The following is a 21690-nucleotide window of genomic DNA, read 5'->3' on the forward strand; positions in this document are numbered from 1 at the left end:
GTCGGCGGTCATGCATCACCTGGCCCGCCACCCGAAGGAGTGAACCTCGGAGGGGAGTTGGCGGGCAAGTTCCTCCGGCAAGCGCCGGGGCGGTTTCGGGCGGGCCGGTTGGACGCGGGCGGCAGGCTTTGGCAGGATTCGCCGCCACGCGTTCCCGGAGTGTGTCATTCCCCCGCAAACCCGGCGGCTGACCTGCGCTGTCGCGTCGATGCGGCCACCGTAGGGGGTCTTTGACAGACCTTGTGAAGGGCTCGTGCAGACTGGCTGGATGCGTACTGACGTCGTTTCCGAGCCCGGCGACCCGGACCGTCCCGACGAGGACTTCGCCGGTGTCGGACTACCGGCCTGCGGACAGGGCGGTTGCGTGATCGTCCTGGACGGGGTGACCCCGCCGGAGGACGGGACGGGATGTCTGCATTCCGTCCCGTGGTTCACCGCGCGACTCGGCGGCGCACTGACCGAACTGACCGTTTCCGACCGAGATCTGACGCTGTCGGAGATTCTCTCCCGGGCGATTCTCCGTACAGCCGAGGCGCACGCGTTCACCTGTGACCTTTCTCACCCGCGCACGCCCCAGGCGACCGTCGTCCTGGTCCGCTGGTCGGCCGACCTGCTGGAGTACCTGGTCCTGTCCGACTCCACCCTGCTGCTGGAGTCGCCCGCCGGCACGGTCACCGCGGTCCAGGACGACCGGCTGGCCCGGCTGCCCCGCGCCGCGCTGGCCTCGGACGCGGTGGCGGACGCGACGGTCCGCAACAAGGAGGGCGGCTTCTTCACGGCCGCGGCGGACCCGTCGGTCGCCGCCCGCGCGGTGACGGGGAGCGTGCCGAGCCATGAGGTCCGCGCCCTGGCCGCGCTGACGGACGGGGCGACACGCTGGGTGGAGAAGTTCCACGAGGGCGACTGGGCGGACTGCTTCACTCTGCTCCGGAAGGAGGGCGCACGGGCCCTGGTCGACCGGGTACGGGCCCTGGAGACGGCCGACCGCGAGGAACGCAGGCATCTGGGGCGCAGCAAGACGCACGACGACGCGACGGTGGTCTACGCGGAACTGCGCTGACCGCGGCCGTCCTGAGAGCCGGGCCCCACCCAGCATGACCGAGCCACATCCGTCACCCCACCACGGCCGACCCCGCCAGGCCCCGCCCTCCCAGGACGCACCCCGCCACGACCTGCCTCTTCACGCCCCGCCCCGGCAGGACCCACCCGCCCACGGCCTACCGCGCCAAGCCCCGCCCCGACAGGACCCACCACTCCACACCCCGCCCCTTCACAGCGGCCCACCGCGCCAGGCCCCGCCCCTCCAGGACGCATCCCGCCACGCCCCGCCCCGTCACGACCAGGACGCGCCGCTGCGTGGCCTGCCCCTCGATGGCCTACTTCTCCATGACGCCGTTCAACTGGTGGAGCAGCCGGGCCAGTTCCGCGACCTCGCTGCGGTCCCAGTGGGCGAGCTGGCGGACGTAGCGGGCGCGGCGGGCCTCGCGCACCCGGACCACCCGGCCGCGGCCCTCCTCGGTCAGGGCCACCAGCCAGGCGCGGCCGTCCGCGGGGTCGGGCTCGCGGCCGACCAGCCCCAGCTGCTCAAGGGCGCGCAGCTGGCGGGACATGGTGGCCTTGCCGACGCCGATGTAGCCGGCGAGGTCGGTGGCGCGCTGCCGACCGTGTTCCTCCAGCAGGACGAGCAGGCCGTACGCGGCGGGCTCCAGATCGGGGTGGACCTCGCGGGCCATCTCGCCCTGGTTGGCCCGGGCACGCCGCAGCAGCATCGTCAACTCGCGTTCCAGCGCCAGGAATTCCTGGTCTGCACCACTCGCCGACAGCCGGCCGGCGACGGGCCGTCCGTCGCCGTTCGCGTCCTCGTGCACGTCAGCACCCCTGATCGGTTTCGCGGTTCTGAAAGTTTCCGCCACGTGCCGCCATCGCCGCAGCTCCGTAAGTATTTCGCAGGCGTAGACCAACGGCAGCCTCCGGGGCCCCTTCCCACGGCGCGGTCTACGTGCGTAGCTTCTCTGCCAGGCAATTACTGGCATGCTCACGCCAGTCGTCATCCGCGGTCCCCCCACCCACTCCTCGGAGGCACGCCATGCCCGTGCACAGACCCGGCACCACCCGCCGCAGATTCACGGCCCTGTTCGTGACGCTGCTGGCCGCCCTGTCCCTCACCCTCCCCCTCACCAGCGCCCAGGCCGCCACCACGCCCGCCCGCGGCTCCGCCTACATGGGCATGGGCGTCCTGGCGCACGACGGCCAGAGCGGCATGCCCCGCACCGGTGACGCCACCCAGACCGAGGGCGTCGACGTCGCCAGCTACCAGGGCAACGTCGCCTGGTCGACCCTGTGGAACAGCGGGGTCAGGTGGGCCTACACGAAGGCGACGGAGGGCACGTACTACACGAACCCCTACTTCGCCCAGCAGTACAACGGCTCCTACAACGTCGGCATGATCCGCGGCGCGTACCACTTCGCGACCCCCGACACCACGAGCGGCGCCGCCCAGGCCAACTACTTCGTCGACCACGGCGGCGGCTGGTCCCGGGACGGCAAGACCCTCCCGGGCGCCCTCGACATCGAGTGGAACCCGTACGGCGCCGCCTGCTACGGCAAGACGGCCGCCGCGATGGTCAGCTGGATCGCCGACTTCCTGAACACGTACAAGGCCCGCACGGGCCGCGACGCCGTCATCTACACGGCCACCAGCTGGTGGACCCAGTGCACCGGCAACTACGGCGGCTTCGCGTCCGCCAACCCGCTGTGGATCGCCCGTTACGCCTCCGACGTGGGCACCCTCCCGGCCGGCTGGGGCTACTACACCATGTGGCAGTACACCTCGACCGGGCCGACGGTCGGGGACCACGACAAGTTCAACGGGGCGCTGGACCGGGTGCAGGCACTCGCCAACGGCTGACCTCCCAGGCAGGCGAAGGCCCGGGTCCCCGGCAGGGGGCCCGGGCCTTCCTTCATCCGATGACGTCCGTCACGCCGCCACCGGAACCTCGGGCTCCGCGCCGTTCGCGGCCGGCGCGAGGGCCAGCTCCAGGGCCTGACGGACATCCGTGACGGTGTGGACGTCGAGCTTGTCCAGCACCTCGGCCGGGACGTCGTCCAGGTCGGGCTCGTTGCGCTTCGGGATGACGACGGTCGTCACCCCGGCCCGGTGCGCGGCCAGCAGCTTCTGCTTCACCCCGCCGATCGGCAGCACCCGGCCGGTGAGCGAGACCTCGCCGGTCATCGCCACGTCCGTGCGCACCAGCCGGCCGGACAGCAGCGAGGCCAGGGCCGTCGTCATGGTGACGCCGGCGCTCGGACCGTCCTTCGGCACCGCGCCCGCCGGGAAGTGGATGTGCACGCCCCGGTCCTTCAGGTCGGCCACCGGCAGTTCCAGCTCGGCGCCGTGGCTGCGCAGGAAGCTCAGCGCGATCTGCGCCGACTCCTTCATCACGTCGCCCAGCTGCCCGGTCAGGGTCAGGCCCGCCGCGCCGGTCTCCGGGTCCGCGAGGGACGCCTCGACGAACAGGACGTCGCCGCCCGCCCCGGTGACCGCGAGGCCGGTGGCCACGCCCGGCACGGCCGTACGGCGCTCCGCCGGGTCCTGGGCGGACTCGGGCACATGGTGCGGCCGGCCGATCAGGCCCCGCAGTTCGGCGTCCGTGATGGTGAACGGCAGCTCGCGCTCGCCCAGTTCGTGCTGGGCCGCGACCTTGCGCAGCAGCCGGGCGATGGACCGCTCCAGGGTGCGCACGCCCGCCTCGCGCGTGTACTCGCCTGCCAGCTTGCGCAGGGCGCTCTCGTCGAGCGTGACCTCGTCCTTGGCCAGGCCCGCCCGCTCCAGCTGGCGCGGGAGCAGGTGGTCGCGGGCGATGACGACCTTCTCGTCCTCGGTGTAGCCGTCCAGGCGGACCAGCTCCATGCGGTCGAGCAGGGCCTCCGGGATGGCTTCGAGCACGTTCGCCGTCGCCAGGAAGACGACGTCGCTCAGGTCGAGTTCGACCTCCAGGTAGTGGTCGCGGAAGGTGTGGTTCTGCGCCGGGTCCAGGACCTCAAGCAGGGCCGCCGCCGGGTCGCCGCGGAAGTCCGAGCCGACCTTGTCGATCTCGTCCAGCAGGACCACCGGGTTCATCGACCCGGCCTCCTTGATCGCGCGGACGATCCGGCCGGGCAGCGCGCCGACGTAGGTACGCCGGTGGCCGCGGATCTCGGCCTCGTCCCGGACGCCGCCGAGGGCGACGCGGACGAACTTGCGGCCCATCGCGTGCGCCACGGACTCGCCCAGGCTGGTCTTGCCCACACCGGGCGGCCCGACGAGCGCGAGCACGGCGCCGCCGCGCCGGCCGCCGATCACGCCGAGGCCCCGGTCGGTACGGCGCTTGCGCACCGCCAGGTACTCGGTGATGCGCTCCTTCACGTCCTCCAGGCCCGCGTGCTCGGCGTCCAGGATCGCCTTGGCGCCCTGGATGTCGTAAGCATCCTCGGTCCGCTCGTTCCACGGCAGTTCCAGGACCGTGTCGAGCCAGGTGCGGATCCAGGAGCCCTCCGGGGACTGGTCGCTGGCCCGCTCCAGCTTGTCGACCTCCTTGAGCGCGGCCTCACGGACCTTCTCCGGCAGGTCGGCGGCCTCCACTCGGGCGCGGTAGTCGTCGGACTCCTCGGCCGAATCCTTGCCGTTCTCGCCGTTCAGCTCCCGCAGTTCCTTGCGGACCGCCTCCAACTGGCGGCGGAGCAGGAACTCGCGCTGCTGCTTGTCGACGCCCTCCTGGACGTCCTTGGCGATGGTCTCGGCCACGTCCTGCTCGGCGAGGTGGTCGCGCAGCTGCTGGGTGGCCAGCCTGAGCCGGGCCACCGCGTCGCCGGTCTCCAGCAGTTCGATCTTCTGTTCGGTGGTCAGGAACGGCGAGTAGCCGGAGTTGTCGGCGAGCGCGGAGACGTCGTCGATGGCCTGCACGCGGTCGACGACCTGCCATGCGCCGCGCTTGCGCAGCCAGGCGGTGGCGAGGGCCTTGTACTCCTTGACGAGTTCGGCGACGTGGCCCGGCAGCGGCTCCGGCACCTGCTCGTCGATGCGGGTCCCCTCGACCCACAGCGCCGCGCCCGGCCCGGTGGTCCCGGCGCCGATCCTCACCCGGCTCCGGCCGCGGATCAGCGCGCCGGGGTCGCCGTCGGCCAGCCGGCCCACCTGCTCGACGGTGCCGAGCACACCGGTGCTCGCGTACGTCCCGTCGATGCGCGGGACCAGCAGGACCCTGGGCTTGCCCGGTTCCGCGCGGGCGGCGGCCTGGGCGGCCTCCACCGCGGCGCGTACGTCGGTGTCGTTGAGGTCCAGCGGAACCACCATCCCGGGCAGCACGACCTCGTCGTCGAGCGGCAGCACGGGCAGGGTGAGCGTTGTGAACGCCGCGGACTCAGCAGCCATGATCTCCCCTTCGGCAGTCAAGTTGAGCTATGCCGACTCAATGCACGTGAGCCTCCGATTGTTCCCCGCCCCCCGTTCGCTCTGAGCGATCACCAGGCCGCCGGGGGGTCGCCGTCGCGGAGCGGGACGGCCGCCGGGTGCGGGCGCGTTGTGGTTGCCCGCGCAGTTCCCCGCGCCCCTTCGGGGGCACACCAGCTCAGATACCGAGTGCCGGTTCGTTGTGGTTGGTCGCGCAGTTCCCCGCGCCCCCTCGGGGCACACCAGCTCAGATACCGAGTGCCGGTTCGTTGTGGTTGGTCGCGCAGTTCCCCGCGCCCCTTCGGGGCACACCGGCTCAGATGACAGGTGCGGGCTGCGTCGGGGGGTGGGGCGAGCGGCGGGTCAGGGGCCAGGTCGCGACGCCGATGGTCAGCGCGATGAGATGGCCCCAGTCGGTCATCGGGTCGGCGAACTCGATCAGGTCCGCGGCGACCATCCCGCCGAACAGGCCCAGCAGCGTCCACCGCAGCCAGGGCGCGACCAGCCCGGCCAGGGCCCCGGTGACGGCGGCCACGCCGAAGCTGATGCCGTAGTCGAGGCGGTGCAGCGAGGTAGCCGGCAGTTGCCCGGCGAGCACGGCGAGCCCTACGGGTACCTCGGTCGCCAGCGTGGCCACCACGTGTCCGAGCAGGAAGACACCGGCCGCGCGCAGGGCGCCGACGCGCCGCTCCAGCGCGGTGAGGACCAGCAGGAAGCCGAGCGCGTACGGCGAGGCGACCCCGCCGGCGATCCACAGCGCGCTCGCCACCAGCACCGCGCCGGGCGCGCCCATCAGGTGGGCCACGTCCGTGCTCGATCCCTGCTGGAGGGCGTGCACCAGGGACCGGTCGGCGAACGAGGCGATCAGTGAGGTCGCGGCGAGCAGGGCCGCGTAGGCGAAGGTGAACGGCGTACCGGCGGGCGTGGGCAGCAGCCGCCAGGCCCGCGGGACGCACAGCGTCCGTGCGACCGGCGGTGCCGCCGACGGCGCGGGGCCCCGCTGCCGCGGCATTCCGTCCAGCAGCTCGGCCGCCCGGCTCCCGACCGGCTCGGGGGCGTCCGTGAGGCGCGTGGGCGGGGCCGTGGTCGCCGCCTCCGCGGTCCGTTCCACCGTCAGGCGCTCCTTCCGCTCGGCCCCAGCCTTCGCTCCGCGGGGGCCGCTGTCTATGACCGGCGCCACGCGTCACCGGATTCACAGGATGCTCAGAGGAACCGGCTGCGCCGTACGGGGAGACACGGCCGCGGCGCGCCGCTCGTTCGGGTGACGCGCGCCGCCCCCCGTGACCGCGGACGGAACCGTGACCGGCCCGCAGGCCCGGCCCCGGATGTCGGGCAGGATGGGGCCATGACCACGCCGTACGCCATTCCCGAAGTCCTGGACCGCCGTGCGGGCCCCTACGGCGAGGTGGTGCTGCGCCGGCACGGCGCGCTGCTGCAGATCATCGCCAACGGCTGCTTCCTGATGGACACCTCCGACGGGCGCTCGGAGCGGCTGCTGGTGGACGCCGCGCTCGACGCCCTGGACGACCGCACGGCGCCGGAGGTGCTGATCGGCGGCCTGGGAGTCGGATTCTCGCTCGCACACGCCGCGGCGAACCCCCGCTGGGGGCGGATCACGGTCGTCGAACGGGAACCCGCGGTCGTCGACTGGCATCGCGGCGGACCGCTCGCCGAGGTGTCCGCCGCGGCCCTGGCCGACCCGCGCACCCGCATCGTGGAGGCGGACCTGGTGGCGTACGTCCATGAGACGTCCACCACGTTCGACGCGCTGTGCCTGGACATCGACAACGGGCCCGGCTGGACGGTCACCGAGGGCAACGGCGGCCTCTACGCACCGGCCGGACTGACGGACTGCGCAAGGGTGTTGAGGCCCGGCGGGGTACTCGCGGTGTGGTCGGCGCAGCCCTCTCCGGAATTTGAAGGAACCTTGCAGAATGCCGGGTTCCAGCAGGTGCGTACCGAAGAGATCCCCGTTGCCCGGGGCGTTCCGGACGTCGTGCACCTCGCCGTACGACCTGGATAGCGACGGCACGGTCTGTCACCGTAATGTGCTTCCCTGACGCGGATCATTCAAGCGTCAATCGCAGTCATGGGATCACCCCACGGATTCCGGAAAGCACACTTCAGGGGCGGGCGATGGAGCAGACACACACCTCCCACAACGGCACGTCGGCGGCCAGCCCGGGCGCTCAGCGCCGGGTCCTGGTCGTCGAGGACGACCAGACGATCGTCGACGCCATCGCGGCCCGGCTGCGCGCCGAGGGTTTCCTCGTGCAGACCGCGGGCGACGGTCCGGCCGCCGTCGACACGGCCGAGGCTTGGCAGCCCGATCTGCTGATCCTCGACATCATGCTGCCCGGCTTCGACGGTCTGGAGGTCTGCCGCCGGGTGCAGGCCCAGCGCCCGGTACCGGTGCTGATGCTGACCGCGCGAGACGACGAGACCGACATGCTGGTCGGGCTCGGGGTCGGGGCGGACGACTACATGACCAAGCCGTTCTCCATGCGGGAGCTGGCCGCACGGGTGCATGTGCTGCTGCGCCGGGTGGAGCGGGCCGCGCTGGCCGCGGCGACCCCGCGGTCGGGCATCCTGCGCCTCGGCGAGCTGGAGATCGACCACGCGCAGCGCCGGGTACGGGTGCGCAGCGAGGACGTGCACCTCACACCGACCGAGTTCGATCTGCTGGTCTGCCTGGCGAACACCCCGCGCGCGGTGCTCTCCCGCGAGCAGCTCCTCGCCGAGGTGTGGGACTGGGCGGACGCCTCCGGCACCCGGACCGTCGACAGCCACATCAAGGCGCTGCGCCGGAAGATCGGCGCCGAGCGGATCCGCACGGTGCACGGGGTGGGCTACGCCCTGGAGACACCGACGCCATGAGCGACGGGCGGTCGGCCGCACGGAGGAGCCCCGGGGAACCCTGGGGCGGCGTACGCCCGTTCTCGATCAAGACCAAGCTGGGCGCGCTGGTCGTCATCTCGGTGCTGATCACGACAGGGCTGTCGATGATCGCGGTGCACACGAAGACGGAGCTGCGCTTCATCACGGTCTTCTCGATGATCGCCACCCTGCTGATCACGCAGTTCGTGGCACTGTCGCTCACCGCGCCGCTGGACGAGATGAACGCGGTGGCGCGCTCCATCTCGCACGGCGACTACACGCGCCGGGTGCGCGAGAACCGCCGCGACGAACTGGGCGACCTGGCCCAGACGATCAATGTCATGGCGGACGAGCTGGAGGCCCAGGACCGCCAGCGCAAGGAGCTGGTGGCGAACGTCTCGCACGAGCTGCGCACCCCCATCGCGGGGCTGCGTGCGGTGCTGGAGAACGTCGTGGACGGCATCGCGGAGCCGGACACCGAGACCATGCGCACGGCGCTCAAGCAGACGGAACGGCTGGGCCGGCTGGTGGAGACGCTGCTCGACCTGTCCCGGCTGGACAACGGGGTCGTCCCGCTGCGCAAGCGGCGTTTCGAGGTGTGGCCGTATCTGTCGGGCGTGCTGAAGGAGGCCAACATGGTCGCCTCGGCGCGCGCCGCGATCGCCTCCGGCTCGGGCAGTCACACCCGTACCGACGTCCATCTGCACCTCGACGTCTCCCCGCCGGAGCTGACCGCGCTCGCCGACCCTGAGCGCATCCACCAGGTCGTCGCGAACCTCATCGACAACGCGGTCAAGCACAGTCCGCCGCACGGCCGCGTCACCGTGAAGGCGCGGCGCGGCCCGCAGCCCGACTCGCTGGAACTGGAGGTCCTGGACGAGGGCCCCGGCATTCCGCGCTCGGAGTGGCGCAAGGTCTTCGAACGGTTCAACCGGGGCGCCGTCAGCCGCCCGCACGGTCCGGGCAGCGACGGCGGCACCGGGCTCGGTCTCGCGATCGCCCGCTGGGCGGTCGATCTGCACGGCGGCCGGATCGGGGTGGCCGAATCCGAGCGGGGCTGCCGGATTCTCATCACCCTTCCGGGAGAGCCTTCTCTGCCAAGTTGACGTAAAGTTCGAAGCGGAGCCACAAGATCCACGAGCGTCCCGACCGACGGGTGCGTGGATCCGCGCGAAGCCGCGCCGCCACGCGCGCCGAGGCACGGGCCGAGCCATCCCTCGCACAGCTGAATCCCGCTTGTTTCCCGCCATTTCAAGGCCCGAAACCCGCTTTCTGATGTGACTTACACGACGATGAACCGGCCCGACCTGACCTTCCCGCTCATGGAGGCGTAGCCTTTATTCCCGCTGTCCATCACCTTGTGAAGCGGAAGAGGGCGGTTGCCGCCGTGTCGCCACAGTCCCCCAGTAACCCGAGCTCCGCCGGCCTTCGGTCGGGCGGTGCCACCACGACCGACGAACAGGCCGGGAAGAACCCCACCGCCGCGTTCGGCGCGAACGAGTGGCTCGTCGACGAGATCTATCAGCAGTACCTCCAGGACCCGAATTCGGTAGACCGCGCCTGGTGGGACTTCTTCGCCGATTACAAGCCCGGAGCGGCCGCCGCCCCGGCCCAGGCGGGTACTGCGACCGCGGGGGCCGCAGAGACCACCGCACCGGCGGCCCCGGCCCGGCCCGCCGCCCCGGCGGCACCCACGCCCGCCGCGGCCGCACCCGCCGCGCCTGCGCCGGCCGCCCCTGAGCCCGCGACCCCGGCCCCGGCGGCCCCCCGGCCCGCCGCTGCCGCCCCCGCGCCGGCCAAGCCCGCCGCGCCTGCGGCCAAGCCGGCCGCACCGGCCACCGAGGCCCCTGAGGGCCCCGAGTACGTGACGCTGCGCGGTCCCTCCGCGGCGGTCGCCAAGAACATGAACGCCTCGCTGGAGCTGCCGACCGCCACCTCGGTCCGCGCGGTCCCGGTGAAGCTGCTGTTCGACAACCGCATCGTCATCAACAACCACCTGAAGCGGGCGCGCGGCGGGAAGATCTCCTTCACCCACCTCATCGGCTTCGCGATGGTCCAGGCCATCAAGGCCATGCCGTCGATGAACTGGTCGTTCGGCGAGAAGGACGGCAAGCCCACCCTCGTCAAGCCGGCCCACGTCAACCTCGGCCTCGCCATCGACCTGGTCAAGCCCAACGGCGACCGCCAGCTCGTCGTCGCGGCGATCAAGAAGGCCGAGACGCTGAACTTCTTCGAGTTCTGGCAGGCCTACGAGGACATCGTCCGCCGTGCCCGCGACGGCAAGCTGACGATGGACGACTTCACCGGCGTCACCGTCTCCCTGACCAACCCGGGCGGCCTCGGCACCGTCCACTCCGTGCCGCGTCTGATGCCCGGTCAGTCGGTCATCATGGGCGTCGGCTCGATGGACTACCCGGCGGAGTTCCAGGGCACCAGCCAGGACACCCTGAACAAGCTCGGCATCTCGAAGGTCATGACGCTCACGTCGACCTACGACCACCGGGTGATCCAGGGCGCCGCCTCCGGCGAGTTCCTGCGCCAGGTCGCCAACCTGCTGCTCGGCGAGAACCGCTTCTACGACGAGATCTTCGAGGCGCTGCGCATCCCCTACGAGCCGGTCCGCTGGCTCAAGGACATCGACGCCTCGCACGACGACGACGTCACCAAGGCCGCCCGCGTCTTCGAGCTGATCCACTCCTACCGGGTCCGCGGCCACGTCATGGCCGACACCGACCCGCTGGAGTACCGCCAGCGCAAGCACCCGGACCTGGACATCGTCGAGCACGGTCTGACGCTGTGGGACCTGGAGCGCGAGTTCGCCGTCGGCGGCTTCGCCGGCAAGTCGATGATGAAGCTGCGCGACATCCTCGGTGTGCTGCGCGACTCGTACTGCCGCACCACCGGCATCGAGTTCATGCACATCCAGGACCCGAAGCAGCGCAAGTGGATCCAGGACCGCGTGGAGCGCCCGCACTCCAAGCCGGAGCGCGAGGAACAGCTGCGGATCCTGCGCCGGCTGAACGCCGCGGAGGCGTTCGAGACGTTCCTGCAGACGAAGTACGTCGGGCAGAAGCGGTTCTCCTTGGAGGGCGGCGAGTCCGTCATCCCGCTGCTGGACGCGGTCCTCGACTCGGCGGCCGAGTCCCGGCTGGACGAGGTCGTCATCGGCATGGCCCACCGCGGCCGCCTGAACGTCCTCGCCAACATCGTCGGCAAGTCCTATGCCCAGATCTTCCGCGAGTTCGAGGGCAACCTCGACCCGAAGTCGATGCACGGCTCCGGCGACGTCAAGTACCACCTGGGCGCCGAGGGCACCTTCACCGGCCTGGACGGCGAGCAGATCAAGGTCTCGCTGGTCGCCAACCCCTCCCACCTGGAGGCCGTCGACCCGGTCCTGGAGGGTGTCTCCCGCGCCAAGCAGGACATCATCAACAAGGGCGGTACGGACTTCACCGTGCTGCCGGTGGCGATCCACGGCGACGCGGCCTTCGCGGGCCAGGGCGTGGTGGCCGAGACCCTGAACATGTCGCAGCTGCGCGGCTACCGCACCGGCGGCACGGTCCACATCGTCATCAACAACCAGGTCGGCTTCACCGCGGCCCCCGAGTCCTCGCGTTCCTCCATGTACGCGACGGACGTGGCCCGCATGATCGAGGCCCCGATCTTCCATGTGAACGGCGACGACCCGGAGGCGGTCGTGCGCGTCGCGCGCCTGGCCTTCGAGTTCCGCCAGGCGTTCAACAAGGACGTGGTGATCGACCTCATCTGCTACCGCCGCCGCGGTCACAACGAGTCGGACAACCCGGCCTTCACCCAGCCGCTGATGTACGACCTGATCGACAAGAAGCGCTCGGTGCGCAAGCTCTACACCGAGTCCCTGATCGGTCGCGGTGACATCACCCTGGAGGAGGCCGAGCAGGCGCTGCAGGACTACCAGGGCCAGCTGGAGAAGGTCTTCACGGAGGTCCGCGAGGCCACCTCGCAGCCGGCCGCCGCGAGCGTCCAGGAGCCGCAGGACGGCTTCCCGGTGGCGATCCCCACGGCCGTCTCCTCCGAGGTCGTCAAGCGCATCGCCGAGTCCCAGGTCAACGTGCCCGACCGGGTCACCGTCCACCCGCGGCTGCTGCCGCAGTTGCAGCGCCGGGCGGCCATGGTCGAGGACGACACGATCGACTGGGGCATGGGCGAGACGCTCGCCATCGGCTCGCTGCTGCTTGAGGGCACCCCGGTCCGGCTGGCGGGCCAGGACTCGCAGCGCGGCACCTTCGGCCAGCGCCACGCGGTGCTGATCGACCGCGAGACGGGCGAGGACTACACCCCGCTGCTGTACCTGTCCGAGGACCAGGCCCGCCTCAACGTCTACAACTCGCTGCTCTCCGAGTACGCGGCGATGGGCTTCGAGTACGGCTACTCGCTGGCCCGGCCGGACGCGCTGGTGATGTGGGAGGCCCAGTTCGGCGACTTCGTCAACGGCGCGCAGACGGTGGTGGACGAGTTCATCTCCTCGGCGGAGCAGAAGTGGGGGCAGACGAGCGGCGTGGTCCTGCTCCTCCCGCACGGCTACGAGGGCCAGGGCCCGGACCACTCCTCGGCCCGTCCCGAGCGTTTCCTTCAGCTGTGCGCGCAGAACAACATGACGGTCGCGATGCCGACCCTGCCGTCGAACTACTTCCATCTGCTGCGGTGGCAGGTGCACAACCCGCACCACAAGCCGCTGGTCGTCTTCACCCCGAAGTCGATGCTGCGCCTGAAGGCGGCGGCGTCGAAGGCGGCGGAGTTCACGAGCGGCCAGTTCCGCCCGGTCATCGGCGACGACTCGGTCGACGCGGCGGCCGTGAAGAAGGTCGTCTTCTGCGCGGGCAAGGTCTACTACGACCTCGAAGCCGAGCGGAAGAAGCGCGGTGTGACCGACACGGCGATCATCCGGATCGAGCGGCTGTACCCGCTGCCGGGCGCCGAGTTGCAGGCCGAGATCGCCAAGTACCCGAACGCCGAGAAGTATCTGTGGGCCCAGGAGGAGCCGGCGAACCAGGGTGCCTGGCCGTTCATCGCCCTCAACCTGATCGACCATCTGGACCTGGCGGTCGGCGCGGACGTGCCGCACGGTGAGCGGCTGCGCCGCATCTCCCGGCCGCACAGCTCGTCCCCGGCGGTCGGCTCCGCCAAGCGGCACCAGGCGGAGCAGGAGCAGTTGGTGCGGGAGGTCTTCGAAGCGTAGGCCTCCGGCGGTTTGGCCGGTGGTTGGAGGGCCCGGGGTCGAGTTCTTGCTCGGCGTCGGGCCCTTCGCCTATGCGTGGGGGTGAGTACGGAGCGTGCGCGAGTGCGGGTCAGTGGGGGTTGCTCGCGCAGCCACGACGGTGCCGCAGATGACCGACTGCCTATCCCGGCGTGTCCAGCGGGGCGTTCAGCTTAGGTAGGCTTCGAAGTCCCAGTAGGGGCGGGTTCGTTGGCGGGCCGAGATGGTGTGGGGGTGTTGGGCTCCCAGGGTGCGGGTGAGGGACAGCAGGCCGTCCTCCTCCAGCTTTCCGGCCTCCTCCTGCTCCCGTGCCGCCCGCAGGTCGGCGGCGAGGGCCACCTGGCAGGACAGGGTGAGCGGGTGCTCGTCGCCCAGCACCCGGCGGGAGCGCCGCAGCGTGTCCCGGCTCAGCTCGACGGCGTCGGCGATACGGCCGTTGAAGTTCCGCGCGCTCGCCGCGTTCAGCGCACAGCCCAGAACCCAGGGGTGGTCGGCGGTCAGGGTGGCGGTGAGCCCGGCGAGCGCGGACTCGAACATGGCCATCGCTTCGGCGCGTTCGCCCGCGGCCTGCATCACCAGACCGGTGTTGGACAGCATTCCGGTGGCGACGGGATGGGCGGGTCCGAGCAGCGCACGGTAGCCCGCCTCGGCCTCCGCGATCAGCTCGCGCGCCAGCCCGAGGTCGCCGTGTTCCCGCAGGTAGTTGCCGTAGTTCGTGAGGAACGACAGCGTGCGGTAGTGCTCTCGGCCATGCACCTGGCTCAGCTGGTCCAGCAGGCTGACCATGGCGGGCCCGGTGTCCCGCGCCTGTCCGCCCTCGCGTCGCCGGCACATGAGCAGCTGGGCGCGGGCCTCCAGCGTCTGCGGATGCTGCGGCCCCAGCACCTGGACGTGCAGGCGCAGCACGGGTTCCTGGCGGGCCAGCGCGTCCCGGTAGCGGCCGAGCAGCCGCAGGTCGTGGGTGACGGCGTTGCCCGAGCTGAGCGTGTTGATGTGCCGGGCGCGCAGCGTGTTCTCGCGCCGGGAGAGGGTTTCCAGGTCCATCTCGTACGCCTCGGCGTACCGGCCGAGCAGGCGCAGCACGACGCCCAGGTTGTGCCGGGCGATCAGGGTGAGCGTCTCGTCGGGCCCAAGCAGCCGGGTGTTGCCGTCGAGGACTTCCTGCTGGAGTTGGTACGCCTCCTGGTAGCGCCCCAACTGCCGCAGGCTGCTCGACATGGTGCCCTTGGTGGTCAGCTCGGCCAGTTCGTTGCGCACCGGCGCGGCCTGGAGCTTGTCCAGGATGCCGCGGTCCAGTTCGTGTGCCTCGCGGAAGCTGCCGCTGGCCCGCAGGATGTTGCTCTCCTGGGTGGTCAGGTCGAGCATCGACTGGTCCAGCGGGTCGGACGTCCCCGACCAGTTCTCCCGGATCCGCCGGGCGAGGTCGAGTCCGCTGCGGTACTCCCCGCTGCGGAAGCAGTAGCGCAGACAGTTCAGGACGGTCTCCCGGACCCGGGGCCGGGTGCTGGCGAGCGCGCCCGAGGGTTCCAGGTGCGGCAGCAGTTCGGCGTAGCGCGGCCAGTTCCTGCTGTCCATGGGGTTGCCGGGGTCGGCCTCCGCGAGCAGGGTGCGCACGACCCGCTGGTGGTCCGTGCGGCCCTGCTCGCTGACCAGTTTGGAGACGATGTCGTGGACGAGCCGGTGCATGTGCACGGACTCCTGGTGCGGGCCCATCTCCACGCCCGCCGGGCCGCGGGTCTCACGGGTCAGCACCGAGTAGTTGACGAGGGTGTCAAGGGCCCGGGTCCAGGCGGCCAGGTCGGTGGTCATCCAGCGCAGGTCCTCCGGGAGGTCCGCCTGCGGGTAGGCGCGGATCAGGCCCAGCGGGATCCTGCCGGGGGCGAACGACGTGCACAGGCTGAGCACGTCGATGGCCTGCGGCTGGGAGCGGCGCAGCCGGTTGAGCAGTATCGACCAGGAGGTCATGGACGACTGCGGGAAGCCCTCGCCGGTGGCGGGCTCGTCGACCGTGGAGAGCTGGCGTTCGCGCACCATGCGCAGGTACTCGGGTACCTCCATGCCGGACTCGCCGAGCCAGGAGGCGGCCTGTACGAGGGGCAGCGGGACGTCGCCGAACTCGGCGGCGACCTCGTCGGCCTGGGCCGCGGTGATGTGCGGGGCGCGCCGCATCAGATAGGCGGTGGACTCCGCGCGCAGGAAGGCGGGGATCTCCAGGATGTCGGTGTGCTCGCTCCAGCCGCGGTTGCGGGAGGTGATCAGGACGTGCCCGGGACCCTGCGGGAGCAGGGTGTTGATCCCGTCGGTGTCGTCCCAGCCGTCCAGGATCACCAGCCAGTTGGCGTACGGCTCGCCGCGGCGCAGGGCGTCACGGACGGCGCGGATGCGTTCGCCGGGCTCGCTGCCGATGGTCAGGCCCATCTCCACGGCGAGTTCGCCGAGCCGGTCGCGCTGGATGTTGCGGTCGTCGGAGTTGACCCACCACACGACGTCGTAGTCGGTGCTGAAGCGGTGCGCGTACTCGACGGCGAGCTGGGTCTTCCCGATGCCCGACATGCCGAGCAGGGTGCAGGCGGCGGCGCCGCGCTCGGCGTCCGCCAGCCGCTGGTGGATGTCGGTGAGCAGGTCGTCGCGGCCGGTGAAGCGCGGGTTGCGGCGGGGGACCTCGCCCCAGATCTCGCAGCGCGTGTCGGGGTAGCGGACCCGGTTGGTCACGGTCCGCGGCACCCGTGCGCGCTCCAGGCCGAGCCGGCGCAGCAGCCGTTCCTCGGCGCTCTCCTCGCTCAGCCCCCAAAGGCTCGCGGGTTCCAGGACGGCCGTGGCCGGCAGCAGCGGGCGGTTGGTGAGGTTGACCGCGGCGAAGCGCTCGGCGTGTGCGGCGACGAATCCGCGCAGGGCGTCGTTCCACTCCCCCGCGGGCCGCGGTCCGAGTTCGAAGAACCAGTCGTTGAGGACGAGGAGGATGCGCCCGCTGGACAGCAGCAGGTCGCCGAGGGAGTCCTCAAGCGGGACCTCGCGCGGCGGATCCCAGCGCTGCAGGGTGGCCCGGTGGCCGTGGCCCTCCAGGCACTGTGCGATCCATGTCGCCCAAGAGCGGTGGTAGCCCGGGAAGACCACCAGGAAGTGTTCGGGCGGCGGTGTACCGTCCCCGCCCGAACGCCGCTGTACCGCCATCGTCGCTCCCTGTTCCAGCGTCCGACGCGCTGCCGCGCGTCCCCGTGCATAGCGTGACGCAATCCTATGCCCACGGAGTGTTATCGCAGGCTTCTGGCCGCCCTGCCGAGACCGGCGTGGTGTCGGCCCATCCCCTGTACGAACTCCCTTCCCACCAGGGTCAGTTCATCGGAATCGCCGAGCGCGGACAAGGCTTCTCCGACGTGCTCACGGTAGATTTCCAGCCGCAGTTCGGCGCGGCGCCGCCAGCCGGGCGGAGCGGACGGGGTGCCGCCGGCCCGCGACCACAGATCGACGAGCGCGAGATGCGCGTAGACGCCCTGCAGCACGCCCATGACGGGGCGGGGATCGGGCCGCCAGCCGACCCGGTGCAGGGTGCCGGCGCCGGATACGCACAGCGGCGAGAGGTCGTGCAGGGCGGCCAGTTTGGTGTGCTGGGTCTCGTGCACGAGGGATTCCGCGAGTTCCGCGCCGTCCCCGGGGAGCTGGGCCAGCACGGCGCCGGGCGCCGCCCTGGCGGTGGCGCTGCGCGGGGCGCCGCCGGCCCGTCGCTCGGGGGCGAGGGGGACCACGGCCCGCAGTACCGTGCCGATCTCCGCGGCCCGGCCGGGGTCGGTCGCCGTCAGCAGCGCGTGCGCCTCGCTCCAGCGCTGGGCCCACAGCCGGCGGGCGGACTCCGGGCGCTCGGCCGCGGGCAGGGCGGCGGGGCCGATTCCGTAGGGCGGGACCCGGTAGGGGTCCAGGTCGTCCAGGACGATCGCGGTGCCCGGCAGTGTGCGCAGCGCGGACCAGCCGGGGCCGCCGCCGAGGACGCGAGTGGTGCGGTCGTCCGGCCGGGTGGCGGTGCGCAGCAGGACGGGGCCCTGTCGGCCCGTCGGGTCCGCCATCCGCAGGGTCCCGGGCCGGCCGGTCAGGCGTATCCGCGGGGTGGTGCGGCGCAGCGTGCCGAGGCCGGGCAGGGCCAGCACGCCGGTCGGCAGGGTCCGGGTGCCGCCGACCGGGCAGCCGGCCCGGATCGCGGCGGCCAGGGCCACCCCGCCGAAGTGCGCCAGATGCCGTTCCAGGGCGGGTCCGTCGGGTGCGGCGAGGGCTTCGGCCAGCCAGGCGCCGGTCATCGGGTAGTCGAGGACGTCGCGCACCGCTGCCGGGTCGGCCCGCTCCGCGCTCTCCAGCAGGGCCCAGTCGCGCTCGAAGCGCCGCCGGGCCGCCGGGCCGAGCGCGCCGCCGGGCCGTTCCAGCCGTACCAGGAGGGACTTCAGGAACAGCAGTCGACGCGCGTGGAGTCCGGCACGCAGTGCCGCGTTGCCCGTGGGCAGGGGGCGGGTGCTCGCGAGCGCCCTGGCGACCTCGGACGAGACGGACGCCAGGGTCATTCCAGGCTCTCCTCGCCGGGGACGCGCTCGACGGATCCGGCCGGAAACATGCGCTCTGGGCCGTCGCCGCTCAGCAGCGGGTCGTCCCCGGTGGAGTACCATGCCTCGGTCAGCTCGTGCGGGCTGCGGAGCACCCGCGCCACCGCGAGGCTCAGCCCCGGATCGTCCATGGCGCGCAATGTCCGCAGGTCGACCACGGTGAGGTCCGGCAGGAGCACGGTCCGTGCGACCTCGTCGCCGGGACCGACCGCCCCGTTCCTCTGCTCCCCCACCCTCGGCTCCTCCCTGCCTACGCCCGCCCCGCACAGCCGCACTGGCTGCCCACTTCTTCCCGACAGGCCGGGGGCAGAAACCCGACTGCGATCAACTTCGGTCGCCTTCCGTCAAGTTCGTCCATTCTGCCGTCCATGGCCACCACGGCGGCGCCACCGCGTGCCACTGATCCTCCGGCATGCGCCCGGCCCCGGACCGCGCCTGTCCGTCCGGCATGCCCGCGTCCGCGAACCACGCCTGTTCCTCCTCAAGCCGCCGCGTCAGTTCCACGTCCCCCCAGTCCACCTCCCGCAGCGCACCCACCAGCCGCTGCCACTGATCCCGGGCCGCCCGGTAGGCGGCAAGGGCCGCGCGGGGGCGGTCCATCAGGGCGAGCACGGACCCCGAACCGTGCCGCGCCCGGGCCGCCGTCACCGAGCCCGGGTCGGCCCCGTGCGCGGCCAGCGCCTCGCGTTCCGCGTTCTCGTACGCCTGGAGGGCGTCCACCAGGACCGGCGCCCCGGCCCGGTACCAGCCTTCGAGCCGGACCCGGCCGAGTTGCAGCCACACCTCGGCCCGCACCGCCGCGTCGGCCGCCGCCCGTACCGCCTGCCCCAGCAGGTGCCGGCTCTCGAACAGATCGGGCAGGAAGCCGAGATGCCGGAACCGCTGGGCGAGGGCGCTGCCCACCAGGCCCTGGAGCCGGCCGCGCTGGGCCGACCGCGCGGGCAGCGCCTTCAGCGCCTCGCGCAGCACGTTCTCGGCCCGGTCCACGACCCGCGCGCCGTCCCGCGCCGACGCGCGCCGCAGCAGCGACTCGCCCCAGGCGGTGAGGAGTTCGCAGCGCCGCGTGCTGTAGGGCGGCGCCAGCATGACGGCCGTCTCGTACGCCTCGTCGGCCTCGGGTGCCTCGCCCACCGCGTCGTGGAACGCGGCCCGCGCGGCGAGAGCGGGCAGCCGCAGGTCCGGGTCCTCGCCGGCGGCCCGCTCGGCCGCCACCAGCGCGGCACGGGTCTCGGCGTCCTCGGCCCCCGCGGCCCCGAGCGCCCGGGCCAGGTCGAGCAGCGCCGGGCCGCGCACCGCCGCGGCGGCCCGCTCGGTCTCCAGCAGCGCGCACGCCTCGCGCAGGTCCGGTACGGCGGCACCGGGGCGGCCCAGGTCCAGCAGCAGACGCCCGCGCAGCAGCAGCCGGGCCCGATGGGCGGTGACCGACGCGGGCGCGCCGCCGGCCGGCTCCCGCACCCCGCCCTGCCGCACCGACTCGGCCCACGCCCGCGCCCCGGCCGCGACACCGGGCCAGGGCGCCTGCCCCGGGTCCAGCACCGCCGCTGCCGCCGACAACTGCTCCGACTGTCCCGTCAGCTGCCACAGCTCCCGTCGGCACGCGGCCAGTTCGAGGGCCGCCTCCGTCTGCTCGGCGCTGTCCGCCGGTGCCGCCGCGTGGGCCGCCGCGAGATCGTCGAGGGCGTCCCGCAGCAGCCCGGCCCGCCGGCCGGCCGCGCGCACCGCCGCCGTGCCGGCCTCGGCCCGCAGGATCCGGCCGAGCACCAGCCGGGCCCGTACGGCGTCGGCGGGGTCCTGCGCGGCCGGGCCGCCGGGCGGGCCCACCGCGGCCTCGGCCTGTTCCCGCGCGCGGCGCAGCGTCTCCGGGTCGGCGAGCTGCTGCCACTGGCGCAGCAGCCGTTCCGCCTCGGCCAGCGGCTCGGGGGTCACCAGGTCGGGCAGGTAGAAGCGCAGCACCCGGGCGGGGATGCGGGCGAACAGTTCGGCCTCGACGCCGCCTTGGGCGTCCTGTGCCCCGCCGTCGTCGGTGAAGCGGGCGGTGCCCGCGGCCGGGTCGCGGTCGGCGAGCCGGGCTGCGGCGAGCGCCGCGAAGTTGCGGGTGCCCTTGCCGAAGTACCGTTCCACGTAGGCGGAGCAGTGCTTGAGGACGAGTCCGGCGGTGTCCTGGTCGAGGGAGGCGAGCAGCAGTTCCTGGAGCCTGCCGGGGAAGGCGAAGCAGGGCTGCTCCTCGGTGCCGGGCAGCTGCCTGAGCAGGCCGCCGAGCAGCACCTCGGCGAGTTCCATGGGGCCGGTGTCCGGCAGCATGGCGCGCTGGACCAGTTGCATCACGGGCAGGGTGAGCGGGGCCGCCGCCAGGTAGACGGCGAGACGCAGCGCGCCGGGTGAGGCTGCGGCCCGGAAGGCGCGCAGGATCTCGTCGTCGCTGCGCGGGGCCCCGGCGCCGGGCGCGGCCGGTACGGCGGGCGCGGTCAGCGCGGCCCAGGCGCGTTCGCTGGTCGGCCCGGTGCCGGACAGCAGACGGGCCCAGGCCGCGAACGCCTCCGGCGTCGGCTGGAGCACCGGCACCGGCCGGGCGTCGGCCGCCGGTGCCTCCCAGGGCTCCTCGTCGGGCACGAAGCCGATCCGGCCGCCCTGTTCCCCGGGGCGTACCAGGCGGCCCGGTTCGGCCGGGAACGCGGTGCGGCCCCACAGGCGGGGCGGCAGCGGCTGCACGACCGCCAGCGGCGCGGTGCGCGGCCAGGCGTGCAGCAGCCGCTGCGCGGTGCCGTTCTGCCACAGCGGCCCCACGCAGTCGCTGATCACCAGGGTGAGCCGGCGGCCGGTGGGGTCGTGCAGCTCGTCGGCCCCGCGCAGCCGGGTGTGCGCGCCGGGTCCCGCGGTGGTGCCGACCAGGGGCGTGCCGGACTCGTCGCCGTACAGGTGGTGGACGCGGACGGAGGCGAACGCGCCGGACTGCTGGCATGCCTGGCGCAGCTCCTCGACGAGCTGTCCCCATACGGCCATGGCGGGGCCGGTGTCCATGAGCAGCTGGACGTCGCAGCGGTGGCGGCGGCCGGGCCGGGTCACGGGCAGCAGTACGCCGCTCGCGGCGGCGCGGTCCGCCGTGGCCTCCTCGTCGACCTCCTCGTCCCGGGGGGTGTCGGTGGCGAACCGGTAACGGCCGAGCGCGCGCAGCGCCTTTTCCAGGCCGAGCAGTCCGGGCAGGGCGCCGGCGGCGGGCGCGCGGACCGGGAAGACGGAGGGGGTGCCGTCGGCGTGGCCGTGCGGGGCGGCGCCCGCGGTGTGCAGGGGCACGGGGGCGGAGGGTGCCTCCGCGGTGGCCCGCGCCGGAGCCTCGGGCGTGGCCGGCCGGCCCATGGGCTCCCGGCCGGGACCGGGGCCGGGGCCGGGTGGGTCCCGGTCCGGGGTGGGCGCGGCCGGGCCCGGCGCCCGGGGCGCGTCGCGGGGCAGGGCCGTGCCGAGCCGCTGGGCCAGCCAGACGGCGTCGGCGACGTCCTCGGCGGTGAGGTCGAGCCCGCCGCGGCGCAGCCTGCCGATCAGCTCGTCCAGACGCATGCCGCGCATCCGGC

General features: G+C 72.8%; 13 protein-coding genes. 6 read left to right on the plus strand and 7 right to left on the minus strand.

All coding sequences use genetic code 11. From position 1 onward, the window contains the following. Positions 1 to 268 precede the first annotated feature (268 nt). Positions 269 to 1060, plus strand: coding sequence for a hypothetical protein (locus tag AC27LF_RS37195; RefSeq protein ID WP_479660743.1), 792 nt, complete (start codon positions 269 to 271; stop codon positions 1058 to 1060). Positions 1061 to 1376: 316 nt separating this feature from the next. Here AC27LF_RS37195 and AC27LF_RS37200 read toward each other — a convergent pair whose 3' ends face one another. Further along, on the minus strand, positions 1377 to 1868 hold the full coding sequence (locus tag AC27LF_RS37200; RefSeq protein WP_479660744.1) for a MarR family winged helix-turn-helix transcriptional regulator: 492 nt from the start codon (positions 1866 to 1868) through the stop codon (positions 1377 to 1379). Positions 1869 to 2086: 218 nt separating this feature from the next. On the opposite strand from AC27LF_RS37200, the gene AC27LF_RS37205 reads away from it, so the two are divergent. Next, complete coding sequence (locus AC27LF_RS37205) at positions 2087 to 2908, plus strand: lysozyme (protein WP_479660745.1); 822 nt, start codon at positions 2087 to 2089, stop codon at positions 2906 to 2908. 69 nt (positions 2909 to 2977) lie between these two features. Here the strand turns inward: AC27LF_RS37205 and lon are convergent, their stop codons facing one another. Both lon and AC27LF_RS37215 read right to left on the minus strand, forming a co-directional pair. Further along, positions 2978 to 5410, minus strand: coding sequence for an endopeptidase La (lon, locus tag AC27LF_RS37210; RefSeq protein WP_479660746.1), 2433 nt, complete (start codon positions 5408 to 5410; stop codon positions 2978 to 2980). Between the two features lie 334 nt (positions 5411 to 5744). Beyond that, positions 5745 to 6539 carry a rhomboid-like protein gene (locus AC27LF_RS37215; protein ID WP_479660747.1) on the minus strand — a complete coding sequence of 265 codons (795 nt, stop codon included), beginning with the start codon at positions 6537 to 6539 and terminating at the stop codon, positions 5745 to 5747. 234 nt (positions 6540 to 6773) lie between these two features. Between AC27LF_RS37215 and AC27LF_RS37220 the strand changes: the two genes are divergently transcribed. From AC27LF_RS37220 to AC27LF_RS37235, 4 genes are all read left to right on the plus strand, one after another. Then, on the plus strand, positions 6774 to 7451 hold the full coding sequence (locus AC27LF_RS37220; protein ID WP_479660748.1) for a spermidine synthase family protein: 678 nt from the start codon (positions 6774 to 6776) through the stop codon (positions 7449 to 7451). 113 nt (positions 7452 to 7564) lie between these two features. Beyond that, positions 7565 to 8305: a response regulator transcription factor gene (locus AC27LF_RS37225; protein ID WP_388720890.1), complete on the plus strand. Its 741-nt coding sequence runs from the start codon at positions 7565 to 7567 to the stop codon at positions 8303 to 8305. Beyond that, positions 8302 to 9411, plus strand: coding sequence for a sensor histidine kinase (locus AC27LF_RS37230; RefSeq protein WP_404025898.1), 1110 nt, complete (start codon positions 8302 to 8304; stop codon positions 9409 to 9411). The genes AC27LF_RS37225 and AC27LF_RS37230 overlap by 4 nt, the downstream gene beginning before the upstream one ends. Before the next feature lie 281 nt (positions 9412 to 9692). Beyond that, complete coding sequence (locus AC27LF_RS37235) at positions 9693 to 13523, plus strand: multifunctional oxoglutarate decarboxylase/oxoglutarate dehydrogenase thiamine pyrophosphate-binding subunit/dihydrolipoyllysine-residue succinyltransferase subunit (RefSeq protein WP_479660749.1); 3831 nt, start codon at positions 9693 to 9695, stop codon at positions 13521 to 13523. Between the two features lie 186 nt (positions 13524 to 13709). Here the strand turns inward: AC27LF_RS37235 and fxsT are convergent, their stop codons facing one another. The 4 genes from fxsT to AC27LF_RS37255 form a co-directional block, all read right to left on the minus strand. Further along, entirely contained in the window at positions 13710 to 16712 is a 3003-nt protein-coding gene (gene fxsT, locus AC27LF_RS37240; protein WP_479660750.1) for an FxSxx-COOH system tetratricopeptide repeat protein, read from the minus strand. Between the two features lie 80 nt (positions 16713 to 16792). Beyond that, positions 16793 to 18085 (minus strand): HEXXH motif domain-containing protein, encoded by a 1293-nt coding sequence (locus AC27LF_RS37245; protein WP_479660751.1) that lies wholly within the window; start codon positions 18083 to 18085, stop codon positions 16793 to 16795. Then, positions 18082 to 18357 (minus strand): hypothetical protein, encoded by a 276-nt coding sequence (locus AC27LF_RS37250; protein WP_479660752.1) that lies wholly within the window; start codon positions 18355 to 18357, stop codon positions 18082 to 18084. The genes AC27LF_RS37245 and AC27LF_RS37250 overlap by 4 nt, the downstream gene beginning before the upstream one ends. A gap of 91 nt (positions 18358 to 18448) precedes the next feature. Beyond that, complete coding sequence (locus tag AC27LF_RS37255) at positions 18449 to 21685, minus strand: SAV_2336 N-terminal domain-related protein (RefSeq protein WP_479660753.1); 3237 nt, start codon at positions 21683 to 21685, stop codon at positions 18449 to 18451. Between the last annotated feature and the right edge of the window lie 5 nt (positions 21686 to 21690).

This window comes from Streptomyces diversicolor (assembly GCF_057537855.1).

Excerpts from the sequence above, each read along its gene's own strand:
- AC27LF_RS37205 (WP_479660745.1), top strand. The coding sequence starts at position 2,087 with ATGCCCGTGCACAGACCCGGCACCACCCGCCGCAGATTCACGGCCCTG.
- AC27LF_RS37230 (WP_404025898.1), top strand. The coding sequence starts at position 8,302 with ATGAGCGACGGGCGGTCGGCCGCACGGAGGAGCCCCGGGGAACCCTGG.
- AC27LF_RS37255 (WP_479660753.1), bottom strand. The coding sequence starts at position 21,685 with ATGCGCGGCATGCGTCTGGACGAGCTGATCGGCAGGCTGCGCCGCGGC.
- AC27LF_RS37225 (WP_388720890.1), top strand. The coding sequence starts at position 7,565 with ATGGAGCAGACACACACCTCCCACAACGGCACGTCGGCGGCCAGCCCG.
- fxsT (WP_479660750.1), bottom strand. The coding sequence starts at position 16,712 with ATGGCGGTACAGCGGCGTTCGGGCGGGGACGGTACACCGCCGCCCGAA.
- AC27LF_RS37245 (WP_479660751.1), bottom strand. The coding sequence starts at position 18,085 with ATGACCCTGGCGTCCGTCTCGTCCGAGGTCGCCAGGGCGCTCGCGAGC.
- AC27LF_RS37220 (WP_479660748.1), top strand. The coding sequence starts at position 6,774 with ATGACCACGCCGTACGCCATTCCCGAAGTCCTGGACCGCCGTGCGGGC.
- AC27LF_RS37195 (WP_479660743.1), top strand. The coding sequence starts at position 269 with ATGCGTACTGACGTCGTTTCCGAGCCCGGCGACCCGGACCGTCCCGAC.
- lon (WP_479660746.1), bottom strand. The coding sequence starts at position 5,410 with ATGGCTGCTGAGTCCGCGGCGTTCACAACGCTCACCCTGCCCGTGCTG.